This is a genomic window from Streptomyces sp. NPDC006265, assembly GCF_040613555.1.
In the GTDB taxonomy this organism is placed as follows: domain Bacteria; phylum Actinomycetota; class Actinomycetes; order Streptomycetales; family Streptomycetaceae; genus Streptomyces.
The window spans coordinates 1-18,427 of record NZ_JBEXSH010000072.1; the positions used below are offsets into that span (position 1 = coordinate 1).

Below are 18,427 nucleotides of genomic sequence, written 5' to 3' on the forward strand. Positions count from 1 at the left end.
GTTGGGTCAGCGCGAGCATGCCCTCCTGCATACGGCTGCCGCCCGTCGCCACCAGGGGAACCACGGGAAAGCGCCGTTCGCGGGCGTACGCGTACGCCGCCTCCAGCCGGTCGCCGGTGCGCTCGCCCAGGGAGCCGCCGAGGAAGCCGAACTCGAACGCGATCAGCACGGCCCGAATGCCGCCGACGCGGGCGGTGCCGCAGACCACGGACTCCTGCTCGCCGGTGCGTTCGGCGGCACGAGCGCGGGAGTCGTCGTAGCCCGGCCAGGCGAGCGGGCCGTCGGGCCGCGACTGCCGTGTCGGGGCGGGGAGTTCGGCGAGGGTGGCGTCGTCGGCGAGGGCGGTGAGGACCTCGCGCGCGGAGAGACGCTCAGCCATGGGCCAGCGCTCGCTTCATGATCTTCCCCATGTCGTTGCGGGGCAGCGCGTCCAGGTGGTGCACGACCCGCGGCCGCTTGTGCGGCGCGAGCCGCTGCGCCACATGGTCCGCCAACTCCTCCAGCGCGGGCGGCGACTGGCGATCCGCCGGCACGATCCACGCCACGATCCGCTCGCCCAGGTCGGCGTCCGGCTCCCCGGTGACGGCCGCCTCCCGCACCCCGGGGTGTTCGAGGAGCGCGTTCTCGATCTCACCGGCCCCGATCTTGTAACCGCCGCTCTTGATCAGGTCGGTGGCCTTGCGGCCGACGATCCGGACATAGCCGTCGGGGTCGCGCACCGCCATGTCGCCCGTGCGGAACCAGCCGTCGGTGGTGAACGCGGCGGCGGTCGCCTCGGGGCGGTTGAGGTACTCGGTGAACAGGTTCGGCCCGCGCACCTGGATCTCGCCCACCGTCTCCCCGTCGTACGCGGTGACCTCCGAGCCGTCCTCCTCGACCAGCCGCAGCTCCACGCCCGGCAGCGGCACGCCGACCGTGCCCGGGCGGGCCTCGCCGTCGGCACGGACGCTGGTGTTCATCAGCGTCTCCGTCATGCCGTACCGCTCGATCACCCGCCGCCCGGTCGCGGTCGCGATCCGGCCGTGGTCGTGCACGGGCAGCGCGGCGGATCCGGAGACCAGCAGCCGGGCCCCGGTCAGCGCCTTCACCAGGTCCGGGTCGCTCGCCACGGCCTCGGCGATGCGGTGGTACATCGTCGGCACGCCGAACAGCATGGTCGCGCCGCCGTTCAGCTCGCGGGCGACGCCCTGGGTGCTGAAGCGGCCCAGGTGCCGCACCGATCCGCCGCGCCGCAGCGGGCCGAGGGTGCCCAGGACCAGGCCGTGCACGTGGAACAGCGGCAGTCCGTGGACGAGGACGTCGTCGCCGGTCCACTGCCAGGCGTCGGCCAGCGCGTCCAGGGTGCTCGCGACGGCCCGGCGCGGGATGACGGCGCCCTTGGGCGGACCGGTGGTGCCGGAGGTGTAGACGACCAGGGCCGGATCCTCGTCCGCGGCGCGGTCCTCGGGGACCGGGCCGGTCGCGCGTACGTCGACGTCGACGCGGGTGAGGTCCCGCAGGGGCGCGGGGAGCAGGTCGTCGGGAGCGGTGAGCACGAGCTCGGGGGCGCTGTCGGACAGGATGTGCCCGAGTTCCCTCTCGCCGGACTTGGGGTTGAGCGGCACGGCCGGGACTCCGGCCAGGAGCGCGGCGACCACGGCGACGGCCGTCTCCATCGTGGGCGTCGCCCAGACGGCGACCCGGGTGGCAGCGCCGATGCGGCCCGTGAGCGCTCCGGCCGCGGCGGCGAGCTGCGCGTAGGTGAGGGAGCGCTCGCCGAACCGGAGGGCCGGGCGGTCGGCCGGGATGTCGGCAGGGCTGTCGGTCAGGGCCGGGAAGAGAGGGGGCACGCGTCACATCTCCTTGACTGTTGCCTGCTGTTGTCCGTGGGCGGTGGACCGGCTCGGGTCATCCCCAGCCGGGGACGACCATCACCAGCCAGACCGCCGCCGGTACGACCGCCACCACAATCCCTCCGTACACCATCAGCTGCCGGAAGAAACGCTCGCGGTCCACATCCGGGGCGGCGGCCAGGACGCGTGCGCCGCTCGTGGAGAACGGCTCACGTCCACGACGGTCGCCGACACGGCGATCATGCCGACCGCGCCGATCTCGCCCCGCTCCAGGAACGGCACGGCCAGGGGGGTCAGAGCGCCGTGATCCCCACGGAGGAGGCGAACGCGGAGACCAGGGCGCCGATGTAGCAGAGCAGGACGGCCGCGAGGAGGGGGACGCCGATGCCGCCGACGCCCTCGCCGGCCCAGGTGATGGTGCCCATCTCGTCGAGGACGCCGACGTAGGTGAGGACGCCGCAGATGAGGAGGCCGGCGAGGGCGATGGCTGTCAGGCCCGCGTCCAGGCCGAGGACGAGAACGGCGACGGCCAGGGCCAGGAGGGGCGGGCGGCATCGTCCTGAATTTCCTACCTGCGGGGAGCGGAGCAGCCAGCAAAGGTGAAGGTCAACGGGGGTACGCGGTTCCGGTGGCAATTGTTAGCCTGCTCCGGAGTCGATCGTTTGCCCGAGAACGGAGTCGCCGTGGCTGGGATCCTGCGCATCGCGCTCGTCACCTACAACCCCGGTGGCGAGGTGAGCAAGGACAAGGATCTGCCGGTGCTGGCGGACGCGCTGCGGGAGGCCGGGGCCGAGCCCGTCGTCGTCTTCTGGGACGACCCCGACGTCGACTGGGCCGCCTTCGACCTCGCCCTGATCCGCTCCACCTGGGACTACAGCTGGCGCGCCGAGGAGTTCACGGCGTGGGCCGAGCGGTGCGGGAAGGCGACGCGGCTCGCCAACCCGCTCGGTGTCGTGCGGTGGAACGCCGACAAGCGCTACCTCGGGCAGCTCGCCGAGGCCGGAGTGCCCACCGTGCCCACCCGGTACTTCGCGCCCGGCGACGCCGTCGAGCTGCCCGCCGACCGCGAGTTCGTCGTGAAGCCCGCCTCAGGGGCCGGCGCCCGGTACGCCGCCCGCTACCCGGCCGGGGAGCGGGACACCGCCGTACGGCAGGTCGAGCGCATGCACGCCGAGGGGTTCACCGTCATGGTGCAGCCCTACCTGAGCAGCATCGACACGCACGGCGAGAGGGCCCTGCAGTTCTTCGGCGGACGTCTGCTGCACGCCGGCGTCAAGGGCGCCGTCCTCGCGCCGGGCACGCCGTACGACGCCGACAAGGTCGCCCACCCCGACCTGCGCCGCTGGGACCCCACCGCTGCCGAACTGGCCGTCGCCGAGCAGGCGCTGGCCGCCGTGCCCGTGGACGCCGAGCTGCTGTACGCGCGCGTGGACCTCGTCACCGGGCCGGACGGCGAGCCGTGCGTGATGGAGCTGGAACTGATCGAGCCGAACCTGTTCCTGGATCTGCACCCGGACTCCCTGCCGCGGGTCGTGCGGGCGGTGCTGGACGCCGCCGGCTGATCACCCCAGGTGGGGCATGCGTCCCGCGATGCGGCTCTTGGTGTACTGGTAGGGCCATGCCCTCTCCCGGTCCCCGGCCCTCCCACTGGGCCTGCTGCGCTCGCGGGCGATGGGCGGCGGCGCCGCCATCGGCCCTGTTGTTCAACTTCGGCTTCTACGGCATGGTGTTCACCGCCGGCCTGGAGTTCCAGCACCAGCGCGGCTACAGCGCCCTCGGCACCGGTCTGGCCCTGTTCCCGGCGGTGGCGATGACCAGGTTCGCCTCGGTGCTGTCCGGCCGGCTGTCCCGCCGTACCGGCGACCGGCCGCTGGTGATCTCGGGCATGCTCCTGGCCGCCCTGGGGCTGGCCGGCTGGGCCGCGGCGGGCGCCGATCCGGCCTACGCGCTGCTGGGCGCCCCGATGATGGCCGCGGGCTTCGGCACCTCCTTCGCCCTCACCGGCTCGACCGCCACCGTGATGGGCGCCGCGCCGCCGGCCTACTCGGGCGCCGCCTCCGCCCTGTTCAACACCACCCGCCAGGTCGGCAGCGCCACCGGCGTCGCGCTCGGCGGCAGCCTCCTCGCCTCGGCCGCGAACTACGGCACCGGCATCCGGACCAGCATGGGCATCGGGGCCTCGCCTGTCTGGGTGCGGCGGTCCTCGCGTGGTGGTGCGTACCCGGGACAGCAGTCCGAAACGAGAACGGATGAATGAGCGACGACTGCCGGCTTGCCCATGCGGAGACCTCGACTACGAGCTGTTTCCGACCTCGCCGGGGCCGGACGGCACGGTGATGCCTGTCGTGGACGACAGGAGGGAGCCGAGCCGGGCGAAGATCGGAACCCGGCGGGAGATCGACTTCCGTGCCGAGCGGCGCCCGGTGCGGGTGATGGGCGGCGGCGGTCCGGTGATGTTCGTAGGGGAGTCGTGCTGCTGTTCGTCGCCCGATGAACGTGTCGGCGCCCCTCAGCCCTGGCGGCCGGTGACCGACACCCGCTGCACCAGCCCCCAGGTGAACTCCGCGACGGTCTCCCGCCGTACCCCCCGCGCGTCCGGCGCGGTGAACGCCAGCCCCCACCGGGTCGGAGCCGTGCCCTCCAGGGGACGGGCCGGGGCGAAGGCGCGGGCCGCCTCGTCGACGGTGCAGGACCAGGGGGCGAGATCGTCGAGCGTGCGCAGCTCCGGCCCCGGGGCGCCGGGGGCGCGGACCAGCCACTCGTTCCACACCGCGCGGTTCGGGGCGGTCAGCACCTCGAAGCGCAGAGCGGGCCAGAGGGGTACCGGCCAGAGCCAGGCCTCGCAGTCGAGATCGCCGATTCGGCGGGGCGTGCGGGACTCGGGGTCGCCCAGCACCTGGCGGTAGCGGGACAGCGGCGCCCGCGAACGCGGCGAACGGACCATCGCCTGCCAGCGCTTGTTCGCCTCGCGCATGTCCGCGATCGACACCCCCAGCTCATGGCGGGCGTCCTCCACGAGCCCGGGATTGTGGTCGGCCATGCGGCGCAGCAGCACCAGCTGGAAGTCGAGCGGGGTGAAGGGGCTAGCGGGGTGCTTTCCGGAGGGCATGGGACCCATGGTCGCCCACCGGCGTCCTGCCGGGGCGGCGGCCGTCGGGCAGGAACAGGACGGAGTTGACGTAGCGCGGGCCCCGCAGGAGCGGGGAGGGCAGGACGCGGCGGAGCAGGCCGTGGGAGACGACGTAGGACGCGCGGGCCTGGTGGTCCTCCAGCGGGAACTTCGCCAGCGGCACCCAGGTGTCGCCGGGCAGCACCCAGCCGTCGTAGCCCAGCAGCGACAGGTACGTCACCACCGGTGCGATCGGCTGGATGCGGGACTCCAGTTCCACGAACAGGGCCGGCCGGTCGCGGGCCAGCAGGCCCGTCGCCCCGCGCAGGACCGCGGGCTCGTTGCCGTCCACGTCGATCTTGACGAAGCCGACGTCGCGCAGGCCCAGCTCGTCCAGGGTGACGCAGGGGACGTCCAGCGCCCGGCCGTGGATCTCGCGCCGGACCAGCGAGGATACGCCCCGGTCGCCCGAGTCGTCCGACGGCAGCCACAGGCGGGCGATGCCCGGCCGGTCCGAGGCCGCCGCCCGGATCACGCGGACGTTCGGCGGGGCGGCGGCGGTCAGCAGCCGGGCCAGATGCGGCACCGGCTCCACCGTCACGACCTGCTCGACGAGGCCGGACAGGCGGTGCGTCCAGGGCCCGTACCAGCCGCCGACGTCCACCGCCGTACGGCAGTCCGGCGGGCACAGCTCGGCGAGCCGGGCCAGCTCCGGTTCGAACCGGGGGTAGAGCGCCCGGGCCGTCGCGGCCACCAGGCGGGCGGGCAGAAGGGGGGCGACGCGGGCTGCCAGGCTGGTCACGGTGCCATCCTCTTGAGGAGTTCCTCGTGCTCGTCGTCCGGCACCTGCTCGCCCGAGGACGGCAGCAGCTGCGGAATGCCGTCGGTGATCGGGTAACGGCGGTGCAGACGCGGGTTGTACAGCGCCTCCTCCCGCCCGGCCTCCTCGGCGAGCAGATGCAGCGGCCCCTTGTCGAGCGGGCACGCCAGGATCTTCAGCAGCGGGTCGTCGGGCTTCATGGGGATGCCAGCTCCTTGGCGGGTGGGGAGGGTTGGGGAGCGGTGTCGTGCTTGGGCATGGTCAGCAGCACGGCCACCGCCAGGGCCGTGCCCGCCACCCGCAGCGCGAGCCGCAGCGGCGCGTCCGGCAGGGCCTCGCCGAACGACAGCGTGCCGAGCACCGCCGTGAACAGACTGGTCACGGTCGTGCACACCGGCACGATCAGCGAGGCCCGGCAGCGCTGCAGCGCCGCCTGCGACATCACCAGGCCGAACACACCGGTGAACAGCAGCAGATACGGATAGGGGGAGCTCAGCAGGTCCAGCACCGCCCCGCCGATCCCGTGGGTCGTCAGACGGCTGGAGACGCCCTTGATGGCCAGCGAGCTGACCCCGTACAGCAGGCCCACGGCGACGCCGTACTCGACGCCGGTCGTCGGCCGCCGATGCCGGTTGCGGGTGCGCCGCTCGGCGGAGGCGTACAGCCACACCCCGGCCGCCAGCGACGGCACGCACACCAGCAGGATCAGCTGGTAGGGCGCGTCCTGGCTGACGGTGTCCGACCCTTCCCGCAGCGACAGCACCACCATCAGCAGCGCCAGCAGGATCGCACCCAGCGCGTACCGCTCCCGGCCCGATGTCTCCTCCCCGAGCAGCCGCGCCGACAGCAGCACCAGCAGCACCAGGCCGGAGACGAAGATGCCCTGGGCGGCGGCGATCGGCAGGGTGCGGTAGACGACGAGCTGCGCGGCGAAGCCGGCCGCGAGGGCGAGGGACCCACCGATCCACAGGGGGCTGCCGAGGACGAGGCGCAGCAGCCGGGCCGGCTGCCGGATCGTCACCTCGGGCAGGGCGGTGAGCGCCCGTTTCTCCAGCACGAAGCCCAGGCTGTAGAGGGTGTTCGCCAGCAGGGCCGCGGCCACTCCCCACCACATGGGCTACGTCCTCCTGGCGTGCAGCAGCAGGATCGACGCGAGCTGCGGCCGGGCGCAGGCCAGTCGGTCCAGCGGGCGCAGCGGGCGCGGTACGCCGTGGAAGGGAGCCCCTTCGAGCCGTACGACGGTGAACCCGGACGCGGCGACGAACTCCTTCAGCGCGCGGGCGGTGTAGAGCCGCAGATGCCCCACGACCTCCTTGCCCGGGCGGCCGTGGATGCCGCGCAGGCTGACCTCCGAGAACACGGGCTGCACACCGGCCAGCAGCAGGCCGCGGTTGTACCAGGCGGCCAGGTTCGGCGTGGACAGCATCAGATGGCCGCCGGGGCGCAGGATCCGCCGGATCTCGTCGAGTGCCGCGTCCGGGTCGACGAGGTGCTCGACGACTTCGCTGAACAACACGGCGTCGGCCGCGCCGGACGCGAACGGCAGCCCGCCGCCGGTGAGTTCGCCGCGCACCGCGGACGGGATGCGGGTGCGGGCACGGCGCAGGGCGTCCTGGGACCAGTCGACGCCGATGACGCGGTGGCCGGGCAGGAGCGGGGCGGCGGTGGCGGCGGCGGTGCCGTCCCCGCAGCCGATGTCGATGATCGTCCGCGGGCCCGTGGTCGCCGGGCCGCCCAGAGCCCGGGCCAGCATGCGGGCCTGGCGGAGGCTGCGCGGGCTGCCGGAGGCGACCGGCACGGCGGGGTCCTCGTAGAAGTCGCGCAGGTCGCGGGGCGGGGGTCCGGTGGTGGTCGGTGCGGTCACGGGGTCACCTCCGTGGTGTGCAGGTAGTGCTCGAAGAGGTCGCGGAGGTGGGCGCCGTCGCCGTGGCTGAGCAAGGCCTTCGACCAGCGCAGGGCCAGATGGAGGCGGCCGGCCGTGGAGGCGGTGGTCACGGTCAGACCGCGTGGCATCCGGGCCGGCGCCGAGAACCAGACCGCGTGCGCGCGGCCCGCCTCCTCGCCGAAGTCCAGGGGGTAGGGGATGCGGCCGATGTTGCTGAGCAGGGTCGTCGACGTCCAGGGCGCGGCGGCCCGGCGCAGGGTGCGGGTGAGGGCGGCGCGGGCGGTGACGGGCGCCCAGGGGGAGGTCAGGAGGGCCGCGCCGTGGCCGAGTTGGGGGCGGGGGAGGGACTTCAGGGCACGGGTGCGCTCCGCGGTGCGGCGCAGCAGGGCCGTCATGCCGGTGACGTCCAGTTCCCGCGGCGCGTACGGGACTTCCACCAGGCGGGTGCCGTTGCCGATGGGCATCGTGGTGTCGCGGGGGCGGTCGTCCACCGGCATCGTGATGCGCAGGGGGCGGGGGCGGGCGCCGTGCTCCCTGTTCCAGTGGGCGATGGTCAGGGCCGTGGTGACCATGAGCTGGTCGTTGACGGTGTACGGGGAGCCCTTGGGACGGTGCGGGAGGGGGAGTTCGGTGACGAGCAGGCCGTTGCCGGGGGAGGGCTCGGGGGTGCCGTGCGCCACTCGCGCCGGGGGCGACCACGTGGCAGGGGTGTCCGGGACGTCCTGCCGGGGCTCGGCCGGGCGGGTCGGGGGCGCCGCCGGGGAGTTGTCCCGGCCCCCGTACAGTTCGGCGGCCGTGGCCAGGACGCGCAGGCACGCCGGGCCGTCCAGGGCGGTGTGGTTGATGGTGAGCAGCAGGACCGAGTCCACCACCTCGAGCCGGATCGGCGGGGACATCGACAGCGGCGGGGCGTCCGTGAGGGCCCGGGTCCGGGCGTCGTGCAGGGCGCGCGGGCCCGGCGGGGCGAAGGTCACCACCTCCACATCGGGCTCCGGCGTCAGCTCCCACTCGTACTGCCGCCGGTACCAGGGCCCCCGTGCCTCCCGCATCAGGATCCGCGGATGCCGGTGCAGCGCCTCCAGGAACGCCTTGCGCAGCCGCGCGTGGTCGAGGGGGCCCGGGAGGTGGACCTCGATGTGGACCGTCTCCGGCTCCGCCTCCTGGAGGCAGTGCCGGGACACCTCGTCCACCACCGGGAACGGGATGCGTACCCGTGCCGTCATACGGGCTTGCCCTCCCCGGTGTCCGTCCTCGGCAGCTGTCGCGTCGGCGCCTCCGACGGCGGCGGCCCCTCGCGCAGGCTCACCAGTCCCGCGAACAGGCCGATCAGCGCCAGCAGTTGGGCCAGGTGCCCGAACGCGCCCGCGCCCGCGCCCACCGGCTCCCCGGCCCCGAACGCCGCGGCGATCCCGGCACCGGCCAGGGCGGCGAAGGCGATCGGCACCAGCAGGGCGTGCCGCCGCGCGGCGAGCAGTGCCAGCGCCGGGACCAGCAGCGCGAACCAGCCCGCGATCACCACCCCGACCAGCGTCAGCGCCACCGTGCCGAGCCATAGCCCGGGCAGCGGCGGGACCGGCTGCGGCGGGTCGGGATTGGGGGCGCGGCGGCGCCACAGCGCCAGGCCCAGCAGGATCGCGATGCCGGCGCCGCTGCCGATCAGGGCGGCGTCGTACGTCGTGGCCGGCTCGTAGGACAGCGTCACGTTGCCGCCCGCCCCGGCGGGGACCCGCCAGCCCTGCTGCCAGCCGTCCAGCCGCACCGGGGTCAGCTCCTTGCCGTCCAGGGTGGCCGTCCAGCCGTCGTTGAAGTTCTCGTACGTCGTGAGGTACGAGGCCGCGCCCGAGCCGACCGTCACCGCGCGCCGGTCGCCCAGCCAGTCCCGGATCCGCAGGTCGCGCCCGGCCGCCGCGACCTCGGGGACCGTGCCGCGGGTCAGGGTCACGTCCGTCAGCGCCAGCGGGCCGGAGTCTCCGCCCTCCAGCCGGTGGTCGCCGGAGGAGAGTCGCACCTCGGTGTCGTTCCGGCCGTCCTGGCAGAGCGTCACCCGCACGCCCCGCCGCTCCACCAGGTCCCGCACGGTGCCCTTCGCGCTCGTCTGGTACAGCTCGCCGTCCAGCGCCACCACCGGGCCCTTGCCGCACGGCAGGGAGAACTTCCGGGCGCCGTCCGGCTGCGGGGTGCGGTACTCGTCGAGGGAGGGCAGGTAGGCCTCCGTGAGACCCACCGGGAGGCGCAGGTCCTCGTCGGCGACCGGGTTGTGCAGGGTCAGCGGGGCCGTCTCGGTGATGGTGATGTCGAGCCGGTCGGTGGTGATCGGCGGGAAGCGCACCCAGCCGTTCTCGTCGGCGCCGGCGATGGCCGCGCCGTCGGGGGAGCTGATGTGCACCTCGGAGGCCCGGGCGGACAGGCCGCCCGCGGGGGCCAGGACCAGTTCGCCGACCGGCTGCTTGCCCTCCCAGCGCAGGTGGATCGTCGGCCGGTCGCCCGCGACCCACGCCGTCGTCAGGTCGCCGTCGGTGAGGTTGCGTGCCGCGAGGCCGGCGCCGAGGCTCGCCGTGGAGTCTGCGGTGGCGACGATGCGGGCCTGCTGCTCGGGCGCGACCTCGTAGAGCAACTCGTCGAATTCCTCGCCGGGCACCGGCACCGCGCTCGCCTTCACCTCGTACGTCCCGGCGGCCGGGGTGGTGAAGCGGCGGTGCAGTCCGGCCTCGGTGCCGGTCGCGGAGAGACCGGTCGGGTCGGAGGCGCGGTGCAGCAAGACCACGGTCGCGGGCGACGTGGCGTCCTCGGCGTCCGCCGGGAGCCGCAGCAGGCGGGTCACCTGCACGTCCGGCAGGTCGATCTCGGAGAAGCCCGCGCCGGTCAGACCGGCCCGGCGCTCCACGGAGTCCACGATCGTCAGCTTCATCCAACCCGTCGCGCCCTCGGGGGCCTTGAGCCGCTGGGTCATGCCGTTCGGCTGGAGGAAGCTCGTCCTGGAACCCTTCTCGGTCTCCACCCGGACCTTCGTCGCCGCCGCGCGCACGCTCTCCTGCGGCAGCGGCGTGACCTTGAAGGAGGACGGCATGTCGTAGGAGCCGGTGAAGCCGATGCGCAGCCACTGTCCGTCCGGCGTGTCCGGCGCACCCTCCGCCCACGCGGTGTCCGGGTTACCGTCGAAGGCGTTCACCGGGTCGTACTGCGGGAGGTGGAACAGCCAGTTGCCGTACGAGGACGCCGACACCGACCGGGCGCCGCGCAGTTCGGCCACGGTCTGGTGACGGGCGCCCTCGGCGGGCAGGATCTGGCGCGGCTTCTCGCCCGCGTCCTGAAGGGCGTCCGGCGCATTGCGCTCGTCGCGCGTGTACGTGTACGACGTACCGGCGTTGACCAGCCCGAACCGGGTGTCCGCCCGTCGCAGCCCGTCGCCCACCACCTGCACGGCCGGGGTGCCGAGCCCCGGGTGGTTGTCGCCGGTCAGGACGGTCGCCCGCCCGCGCAGCCGCTCCGCCAGCGGCAGCAGCGCCTCCGGCCCGCCGGACACCACGGCCGTGTCGGCGACCGGGGCGAGCCCGGCCTGCCCGGGCCGGATCACGTCCTCACCCGTGGGCCGGTAGATCTCCACGGCCCGCTGCCGCGGGTACAGCCCCTCGACCTGGAGCGGCGCGTCCTGCGCGATCCGGCCGCCGGTCATCACCGGCCCGAGGCCCGTCACCCGCTCGTACCCCGACTGTTCGAGGGTGCGCTTGACGGTCGCGGTGGGCACATGGCCGATCTGGTCGGGGTCGAGGTCGTTGCGGACGACGACGTAGTACAGCCCGGCCCGGCTCAAGTAGTCGGCGAGGCCCGGCACGTGGGAGCCGGACAGCAGGGCCTGCTCGACGGCGTCCATCGCGCGCCGGTTGCCGGGTGTGCCGAACGGCACGTAGTCGCGTTGCGCCCACCGCGACTCGGCGAGCACGTCGAGCGGCTGGTCGATGGGGGAGCCCCAGGAGTAGACGCCGTGCGCGGTCGCCGGGACCACCAGGGCACGCGAGTCGGGCGAGTACTTCTCCAGCCAGTCGGCCGTGGCCTGCCAGTAGGTGGGGAGCTTCTGGAACGAACCCGGGTTGAGGATCGAGCCGTTGAGGTACGGCCACAGCAGTCCGGGCAGGATCAGCACGGCCGCGACCAGGGGGGCGAAGCGCCGGCCGCGCACCTGCCGGGCTCCGCGCGGCTCGGCGGCCACACCCACCAGATGCGCCAGTCCCAGTACGAGCGCCAGCGCCACACCGGTCTGGAACTTGTAGATGTTCCGGAACGGCGACAGCCATCCGTCCAGCCAGCCCTGCACGATCCCGTGGAACGGCGCCCCGAACGCCCCGCCGTACCCGGCGAGCAGCACCAGCACCGCCGCGAGCACCGTCAGCACCAGCCACCGCCGCTCGGGCATGTCCCGCCGGGCGAGTCCGGCGAGCCCGAGTCCGGCCGCGAGGGCGGAGCAGATGATCACGACGAGGGAGGAGGCCACGGCCCAGCCGGCCGGCAGCCACGCGTCACCGAGGTGCAGATAGGCGACCCAGTTCCCGGCGCCGCGCAGCGCCTCGGTCGCCGACATGGTGTCCGTGGTCGTCTGCGCGGTCTCTATATAGGGGAGGAAGTTCTCGCCGTAGACCCCGAGCAGCAGCAGCGGCACCCACCACCAGGCGGTCACCACGATCACGGCCGGGGCCCACCAGACGATCAGCTTGCGCTGCCGGGGCCCGGGCGGCCGGGACAGCAGATACAGCCCGACCGGCAGCAGGGAGGCCAGCGTCGCCGACGCGTTCACCCCGCCCATGAACGGCACGAGCAGCGCCGACCGCAGGGCCGCGACCCGGGCGGTGTACCGCTCGTTCGTCAGCGGCAGCAGCACCCACGGCAGGAACGCGCCGGGCAGCGCCGCGGCCGACGTCGACCCGATGACGGTCGTGAACACCGGCCACAGCGCGTACGCCACCGCGCCGAGCAGCCGGGACGCCCCGCTCCCCACCCGCAGTCGCTCGGCCAGCCGCAACGCTCCCCAGAAGGCGACGGACACGATCAGCGACAGCCACAGCCGCTCCGCCAGCCACACCGGCAGCCGTACGACATCGCACAGCCAGTAGAACGGCAGCATCGGCCACAGGTAGCCCACGTACTGGTCCTGGATCCCGCCGAATCCGGCCCGGTCGTGCCACAACTGGCCCAGATCGGCGAGGAACTGCCCCGGATCGACCGTGACACCGAGCTTGGTGTCGAAGGTCTGCCGCCCCGGCCGCACCGCGAGGAACAGCACGAACACCACGGCCCAGAAACCGAGCAGCCAGCGCCGCGACCGCGGGCCGTCGGGCGGGCCCGCGGCGGTCGCGGTGGTGGGGACGGCTGCCGGGGGAGGAGCCTGGACCGTGGTCGTCATGGGGGACACCGCCGCAGAATGAGGAGGAGGTTCCAGGTGGCGAACTCGCGGATGCCGGGCGCCTTGACGACGCTCTCCGCGAGGAACGGCCAGTAGCGGGAGCGGGCCGAGACGACCGTGACGTCGTCCCGGGCACGCACCTGCCGCAGGGTGGAGCCGATGTGCACCGCGAACAGGTTCTCGCCGAGCGTGTGCTTGGCGGGCTTGCCGGTCCGCCGCTGGTAGCGGGCCCGGGCCCGCCCGGCACCGAAGTAGTGCCAGGGGGCCCATTCGTGCCCGCCCCACGGCGACAGCCAGTTGGTGAACGACACGTAGATCAGCCCACCGGGCCGCGTCACCCGGGCCAGCTCGCTGAGGAACGTCTCCGGATCGGCCACGTGCTCCAGCACGTTGGAGGAGAAGGTGACGTCCGCGGCGCCGTCCCGCAGGGGCAGCAGGTACCCGTCGGCGACGACGGCAGCGGCGTGCGGCTCCCCGCCGAGTTCTGACGGGTCGGGCTCGAAGAGGAACGCATTCGCCCCGCGGCGCCTGAACTCCTCGGTGAAGTACCCGCTGCCGCCGCCGACATCGAGGACGGTACGCCCGGCGACGGGCCCGTCGTATGCCTCGACCTGGTCGACGGCGTCGCGTGCGAGCAACGAGTAACAGGCCTCGGGATCGTCCTGCTCGTGAAGGAAGGCGCGGAACAGGGCGACCGAGCGCCGGAGCGACGGATCCTTCCAGGCGGGGCGCACGGACGTGCCGTCCCATGGGCGGCTGCGCAGGGGCGATGTCACGGGGCCCAGCCCTTCACCGCCTCCGTGGCGACCGCCCTGAACTGCCGGACCGTACGGTCCCACCGGAACCGGGCCGCCCGCTCCCGGGCCGCCTTGCCCATCAGCTCCCGCTGCCGCCCGGACAGGGTGAGTGCGCACCAGGCCGCGGCGAACGAGGACTCACCGCGCGCGAGAACGCCGGTCTCCCCGTCCACCACGGAGTCCTTCAGTCCCGGCACGTCGAAGGCCACACTCGGCGTCTCGCGGGCTGCGGCCTCCGTCACGACCAGGCCCCACCCCTCCACGGCGGAGGGGTGCAGCAGCAGCCAGGCCGCGCACAGCAGCCGGTGTTTCTCGGCTTCCGTCACATACCCGGTGAACTCCACACCGGGACCGGCGAGCCGCTCCAGACGTTCTCGCTCGGGCCCGTCACCGACGATCACCAGCCGGCCGCCGGTCACCGGCCGCACCCGCTCCCAGAGCCGCAGCAGCAGATCGATCCGCTTGTACTCGACCAGCCGCCCGACGGCGACGAACAGCGGCTCGGCCGAGCGGTCGGCCCGCGGGCCCGGCTCCTCGACCCCGTTGTGCACGACCGTGATCCGGTCCCGTTCCACCCCGATCGCGCGCAGCGCGTGGGCGGTCGAGGAGGACACGGCGACGAGCAGGTTCCGCTGCTGCGCCCCGGTCAGTGCCCAGTGCTCGAGTCTTCGGCCGATCCGCGCCGCCGGTGCCAGCGGCCCGCCGAAGCGCATCTTCCACAGGTCGGTGTGGACGTGGTTGACCAGGGTCAGCGTGGGCCCCTGATGCCACAGCGGCGCCAGATACGGCATGCCGTTGCACACCTCGACCAGCAGGTCGCAGTCGCCGACCCGGCGGGTGAAGGCCGACCGTGCGCGCAGGTAGTGCCCGTAGGGGCCGCCCGCCGACACGACCCGGTAGTCGCGGAAGGCCGCGGGTCCCCCGCACAGCAGGGTCACCTGGTGGCCCAGGCGGGTCAGGCCGTCGGCGAGCTTGTCGACCAGCAGCTCGGAGCCGCCGGCGGACGGGTTGTCCAGATCACGATGGGCGAGGAAGACGATCCGGCGCGGATGTGGGGGGAGCGCCGGGGGGTGCTGCGCGCTGGGGGACGCGACGCGGTGGGGGTCCCCCAGCTCGAGCGCAGCCGAGAGCGGGGGAGTGGACGGTACGTGCTGGGGCATGGGTGCTCCAACTCGTCTCGGGGTGCGGAACTCAGCGTGGGGAAAACGTGGGGGGACGGAGTGGTCGGCTCGTGGGGAGCCCGAGCTCTTCCTGGGAGGGGAGTGTGGACGGGATGTGCTGGGGTGGGGTTGGACAGTTTTCGCCCGGACGTTCGCCACGGCTACTCACCGACGTGACAATTTCGGGCTTTGTTGGAGCTGACGTCACATCACTTCGTGAGAGTGGGCTGGGGCGTTCCGGATGTATCGGCCGGAACAGGGCTCTCCGGCTCCTTCCGCCCGCGCGCCACGAGAACACCACCCACCACCGCGAGCACGAAGCCACCCACCGCCGCCCCGATCGGCAGTGTCGTGCCCACCATCCGCAGCTGCCCGCTGTCCCGCTTCGCCTGTCGCACGGCCTCCTTCTGGGTCGCGGGCGTGAAGGAGACCTTCCGGCTGTCCAGCAGCACCGCCGCGTCCTTCGTGCCGCCCGGGGCCCGCAGGGTCCGCCTCGGGCCGGTCTGCGCGTAGATCACGCGGCCCGTCGCCTGGTCCACGACCAGCTCGAAGCCGTGGTTGGAGTACCACTCCTCGGCCAGTACCTGAGACCGGTTCGGCTGGTCGACGAGGCTGCCGGGCACCATACGCGTGCCGGTCTTCGTCGGCGGCACGGAGCCGGTGAACTTGTAGCCGGTGTAGCCCTGGACCTTCGCGGTGCCGCGGTAGCGCAGCACCACCGTGTCGCCGAGGGTGTTGTCCCACCACTGGTAGGAGCGTTTCTGCACGTCGAAGGGGAACTTCAGATACGCCTCGCCCTCGATGTACGGCTTCTCCCCGCAGCAGTGCACCGGCCGCGTGGTCTCGCGGTCCATCACCCAGCGGTGCGGCACGAAATCCAGCGCGTCGTGCGGATCGGCGGCCGGCAGCGACGTGTCTGTGTCGACCGTCGTCGTCACGTCCCAGACGGTGTTGCCGCTGCGTTCGCTGTCCTCGACGTTGCCTCGCACCCGCTGGGTCACGGTGATCGTCCGGTCGGGCACCGTCTCGATCCGGTCAGTGTCGAAGACGCTGCCCCGGCCGGTGTAGACGGCGGTGGTGTCGATGTCGATCGGGTTCACCGCGGCACGCGGCTCCACGTACCAGGCGAGCAGGGGCGCCAGCACCAGCAGGAACGTGCCGAGACCCAGCAGGACCAGCGAAAAGGGAGAGGTTGTACGGCGCATCCGGGCACTCCAGTGGCTTGGGACGGCTCGACGTACGAGGGGGCCGACACGGCGGGGGAAACGGCGCGTGCGGTTGGGCCGGGAACCGTAGGCCGCTCTTGACGGGGTGTCAATGCTTGTCGAGACTGGGCGCGACGGGCAGGGACGGGATGCCGGGGTGGGGACAACCTCCGGATGATCTCCGGACGAATCCGGACAGAGAGGCTGACCCTGCGATGTCCAGACTGCTCGCTGCCGCACTGACCGTCGCGCTCGCCGCCGCCCTCGCCGTGGGCGCCGCGCTGGGCGTGGTGGCACTGCTCGAAGCCACACCCGACCAGCCGAACACCCCTCTGATCACGTACGAGCGAGCCGGCCAGGGGAGTTGACGGTGACGGCCGCCCGCACCGCAGCCGTCACGACGCGCTCGGCCTGGCACGACGTACCGCGCTTCCAGGTACGCCGGTTCGCCGCGATCGCCATGGCCGAGGCGCCCGCGCTCGCCGAGGAGATCCTCTGCGAGATCCAGCGCGAGTACCCGCATCTGCCCGTCGTCCTCGACGACTCCGGCGAGCCGATGGCCCTGGTCGGCATCCGCCGTGCCATCGAGGTGTTCGTGCAGCACCTGGAGCACTCGGAGGGACGCCCGACCGTCCCGCCGGGCGTCTTCCAGGACTTCGGCCGCGGCGAGGGCAGAGACGGCCGCTCCCTCGACTCCCTCCAGGCCATCTACCGCATGGGCGTACGCCTGGCCTGGCGCCGCTTCGCCGACATCGGCCAGCGCGTGGAGATCCCGCCCCCGGCGATGTACGAACTCGTCGACGCGGGCTACGAGTACCTGGACGGGCTGGTCGACCAGTCCGTACGCGGCTACGCCGAGGCCGCGGCCCGCCAGGCCGGCGAACGCCTGCGCCTGCAACGCCGACTGATGGAGCTGCTCCTCGCCGAGCACCACCGCGGCGACCCCGCCGAGGCCCTCACCGAACGCGCCGCCCGTATCGGGTGGCCCTTACCGGCGAAGGTCGCGGTCGGCGTGCTGCTGCGCCCCGCCCGGGAGGCGATGGCCCCCGCGGTCGGCCAGGGCGTCCTGCTCGACATGGAGTACGAGCAGCCCCGCATGGTCGTGCCCGAGCCGGACGCGGCGGGCCGCCCCGAGCTCATGCACCGGGCCCTGGCCGGCTGGTCCGGCGCGATCGGCCCGCCGGTGCCGCTCACCGACGCGGCGAAGTCGCTGCGCTGGGCGGAGGCGGCGGTCCGTCTGATGGAACGCGGCGTCCTCCCCTCCGGCGAGGTCCTCTACTGCACCGAACACACCGAGGCCCTGGTCCTCCTCCAGCCCGAGGAACTCATCGACGACCTGGCCCTGAGGTGCCTGGCCCCCCTGACCCACTGCGGCCCCACCCATGGCCGCCGCCTCGCCGAGACCCTCCTGGCCTGGCTGGAGACCCGCGGCGGCGCCCCCGAGGTCGCCACCCGCCTCGGCGTCCACCCCCAGACGGTCCGCTACCGCCTGCGCCAGATCCGCGAACTGTGGGGCGACGAGATCGACGATCCCGACCGCCGCTTCGAACTGGAACTGGTGCTGCGAGCACAGCGGTTGCGGGGGGAGCTGGGGATGGCGCGGGGGCGGCGTGCCCGGTGAGCACCGCCCTCACGTCACACCGCGGCCCGCTCCTTCGCTGCCGCGCGCCCGGAGGCGGGAGCGTCCAAGTGGGCCACCACCGAGGTGTGGAAGCGGTGCACGGCGTCGTCGACGCTCCGGATGAATCCGGCCTCCGCGCTGCCGCGGCCGCTTCCCATGCCCTTGAAGAGTGACAGCCGGAAACCGGTGATGCGGGTCGAGCTGTCTTTCGGCAGCAGATCGCCAGGTTCGGGACGCAACCGCTCCAGTGTGCCCCGCGGTCCGCCCGCCTCGCGCTCCACCAGAGTCTCGACGTGCAGGTCCGCCGGCGCCTCGGCGAGACGACGGATCAGGCGCTTGGCCCAGGTCAGCGGATAACCCTGCTCGGGCGCCGGGATCTCCACGGACGTGCGCAGCCTGGCGGTTCGCAGATCGGCGCTGATGGAGAGCAGCCCGGGCGCCCCCTCGACTCGCAACTCCGCCTGGAGTCTGCCCTCCAGGCACAGTTGGTCCGCCAGCCGGGCGCGGCGGGCCCCGGGGTCGGTGCCGCGCCGGGAACGCTGGGCGGGCAGCACCTTCTGCCCGAGCTCGCCCCCGAGCCGCAGGCACACCTGCCGGATGAGC

16 protein-coding genes and 2 pseudogenes are annotated in these 18,427 nt (G+C 73.4%); 4 read left to right on the forward strand and 14 right to left on the reverse strand.

Annotated elements, in window-relative coordinates; all coding sequences use genetic code 11:
- The 3 genes and pseudogenes from ABZ281_RS09185 to ABZ281_RS09195 all read right to left on the reverse strand — a co-directional run.
- The coding region (locus ABZ281_RS09185; RefSeq protein ID WP_356653644.1) for a carboxyl transferase domain-containing protein at positions 1 to 379 on the reverse strand (379 nt) is incomplete at its 3' end.
- A complete protein-coding gene (locus ABZ281_RS09190; protein ID WP_356653645.1) occupies positions 372 to 1,829 on the reverse strand; it encodes an acyl-CoA synthetase in 1,458 nt (485 codons plus the stop codon). The genes ABZ281_RS09190 and ABZ281_RS09185, both read right to left, overlap by 8 nt.
- A 58-nt stretch (positions 1,830 to 1,887) precedes the next feature.
- A pseudogene (locus ABZ281_RS09195) lies at positions 1,888 to 2,374 on the reverse strand (hypothetical protein); the annotation flags it as partial.
- Between the two features lie 150 nt (positions 2,375 to 2,524).
- Between ABZ281_RS09195 and ABZ281_RS09200 the strand changes: the two are divergent.
- Both ABZ281_RS09200 and ABZ281_RS09205 read left to right on the forward strand, forming a co-directional pair.
- Complete coding sequence (locus ABZ281_RS09200; protein ID WP_356653667.1) at positions 2,525 to 3,394, forward strand: hypothetical protein; 870 nt, start codon at positions 2,525 to 2,527, stop codon at positions 3,392 to 3,394.
- 137 nt (positions 3,395 to 3,531) lie between these two features.
- Positions 3,532 to 4,089 (forward strand): MFS transporter, encoded by a 558-nt coding sequence (locus ABZ281_RS09205; protein ID WP_356653647.1) that lies wholly within the window; start codon positions 3,532 to 3,534, stop codon positions 4,087 to 4,089.
- A 252-nt stretch (positions 4,090 to 4,341) separates the two neighbouring features.
- Here ABZ281_RS09205 and ABZ281_RS09210 read toward each other — a convergent pair whose 3' ends face one another.
- The 10 genes from ABZ281_RS09210 to ABZ281_RS09255 all read right to left on the reverse strand — a co-directional run bounded on the left by ABZ281_RS09210 (position 4,342) and on the right by ABZ281_RS09255 (position 16,203).
- Positions 4,342 to 4,950, reverse strand: coding sequence for a hypothetical protein (locus tag ABZ281_RS09210; protein WP_356653649.1), 609 nt, complete (start codon positions 4,948 to 4,950; stop codon positions 4,342 to 4,344).
- Positions 4,916 to 5,743: an FkbM family methyltransferase gene (locus tag ABZ281_RS09215; protein WP_356653651.1), complete on the reverse strand. Its 828-nt coding sequence runs from the start codon at positions 5,741 to 5,743 to the stop codon at positions 4,916 to 4,918. Before ABZ281_RS09215 ends, ABZ281_RS09210 begins: the two co-directional genes overlap by 35 nt.
- Positions 5,740 to 5,961, reverse strand: a complete 222-nt coding sequence (locus ABZ281_RS09220; RefSeq protein ID WP_175432374.1) for a Trm112 family protein — start codon at positions 5,959 to 5,961, stop codon at positions 5,740 to 5,742. The genes ABZ281_RS09215 and ABZ281_RS09220 overlap by 4 nt, the downstream gene beginning before the upstream one ends.
- A complete protein-coding gene (locus ABZ281_RS09225) occupies positions 5,958 to 6,863 on the reverse strand; it encodes a hypothetical protein (protein ID WP_356653669.1) in 906 nt (301 codons plus the stop codon). The genes ABZ281_RS09220 and ABZ281_RS09225 overlap by 4 nt, the downstream gene beginning before the upstream one ends.
- Before the next feature lie 15 nt (positions 6,864 to 6,878).
- Positions 6,879 to 7,625: a class I SAM-dependent methyltransferase gene (locus ABZ281_RS09230; protein WP_356653653.1), complete on the reverse strand. Its 747-nt coding sequence runs from the start codon at positions 7,623 to 7,625 to the stop codon at positions 6,879 to 6,881.
- Positions 7,622 to 8,869, reverse strand: a complete 1,248-nt coding sequence (locus ABZ281_RS09235; RefSeq protein ID WP_356653655.1) for a condensation protein — start codon at positions 8,867 to 8,869, stop codon at positions 7,622 to 7,624. Before ABZ281_RS09235 ends, ABZ281_RS09230 begins: the two co-directional genes overlap by 4 nt.
- Complete coding sequence (locus tag ABZ281_RS09240; RefSeq protein WP_356653657.1) at positions 8,866 to 13,041, reverse strand: alpha-(1->3)-arabinofuranosyltransferase; 4,176 nt, start codon at positions 13,039 to 13,041, stop codon at positions 8,866 to 8,868. Before ABZ281_RS09240 ends, ABZ281_RS09235 begins: the two co-directional genes overlap by 4 nt.
- Positions 13,038 to 13,817, reverse strand: coding sequence for a class I SAM-dependent methyltransferase (locus ABZ281_RS09245; protein ID WP_356653659.1), 780 nt, complete (start codon positions 13,815 to 13,817; stop codon positions 13,038 to 13,040). The genes ABZ281_RS09240 and ABZ281_RS09245 overlap by 4 nt, the downstream gene beginning before the upstream one ends.
- Positions 13,814 to 14,998 (reverse strand): glycosyltransferase family 4 protein, encoded by a 1,185-nt coding sequence (locus ABZ281_RS09250; RefSeq protein ID WP_356653661.1) that lies wholly within the window; start codon positions 14,996 to 14,998, stop codon positions 13,814 to 13,816. Before ABZ281_RS09250 ends, ABZ281_RS09245 begins: the two co-directional genes overlap by 4 nt.
- 209 nt (positions 14,999 to 15,207) lie before the next feature.
- A complete protein-coding gene (locus tag ABZ281_RS09255; protein ID WP_356653663.1) occupies positions 15,208 to 16,203 on the reverse strand; it encodes a DUF3068 domain-containing protein in 996 nt (331 codons plus the stop codon).
- A 215-nt stretch (positions 16,204 to 16,418) separates the two neighbouring features.
- Here ABZ281_RS09255 and ABZ281_RS09260 point away from each other — a divergent pair, with 215 nt between their 5' ends.
- Both ABZ281_RS09260 and ABZ281_RS09265 read left to right on the forward strand, forming a co-directional pair.
- Complete coding sequence (locus ABZ281_RS09260; RefSeq protein ID WP_298572590.1) at positions 16,419 to 16,571, forward strand: hypothetical protein; 153 nt, start codon at positions 16,419 to 16,421, stop codon at positions 16,569 to 16,571.
- A gap of 2 nt (positions 16,572 to 16,573) precedes the next feature.
- A complete protein-coding gene (locus ABZ281_RS09265) occupies positions 16,574 to 17,824 on the forward strand; it encodes a helix-turn-helix domain-containing protein (protein WP_356653665.1) in 1,251 nt (416 codons plus the stop codon).
- Positions 17,825 to 17,838: 14 nt separating this feature from the next.
- Here the strand turns inward: ABZ281_RS09265 and ABZ281_RS09270 are convergent.
- A pseudogene (locus ABZ281_RS09270) lies at positions 17,839 to 18,427 on the reverse strand (hypothetical protein); the annotation flags it as partial.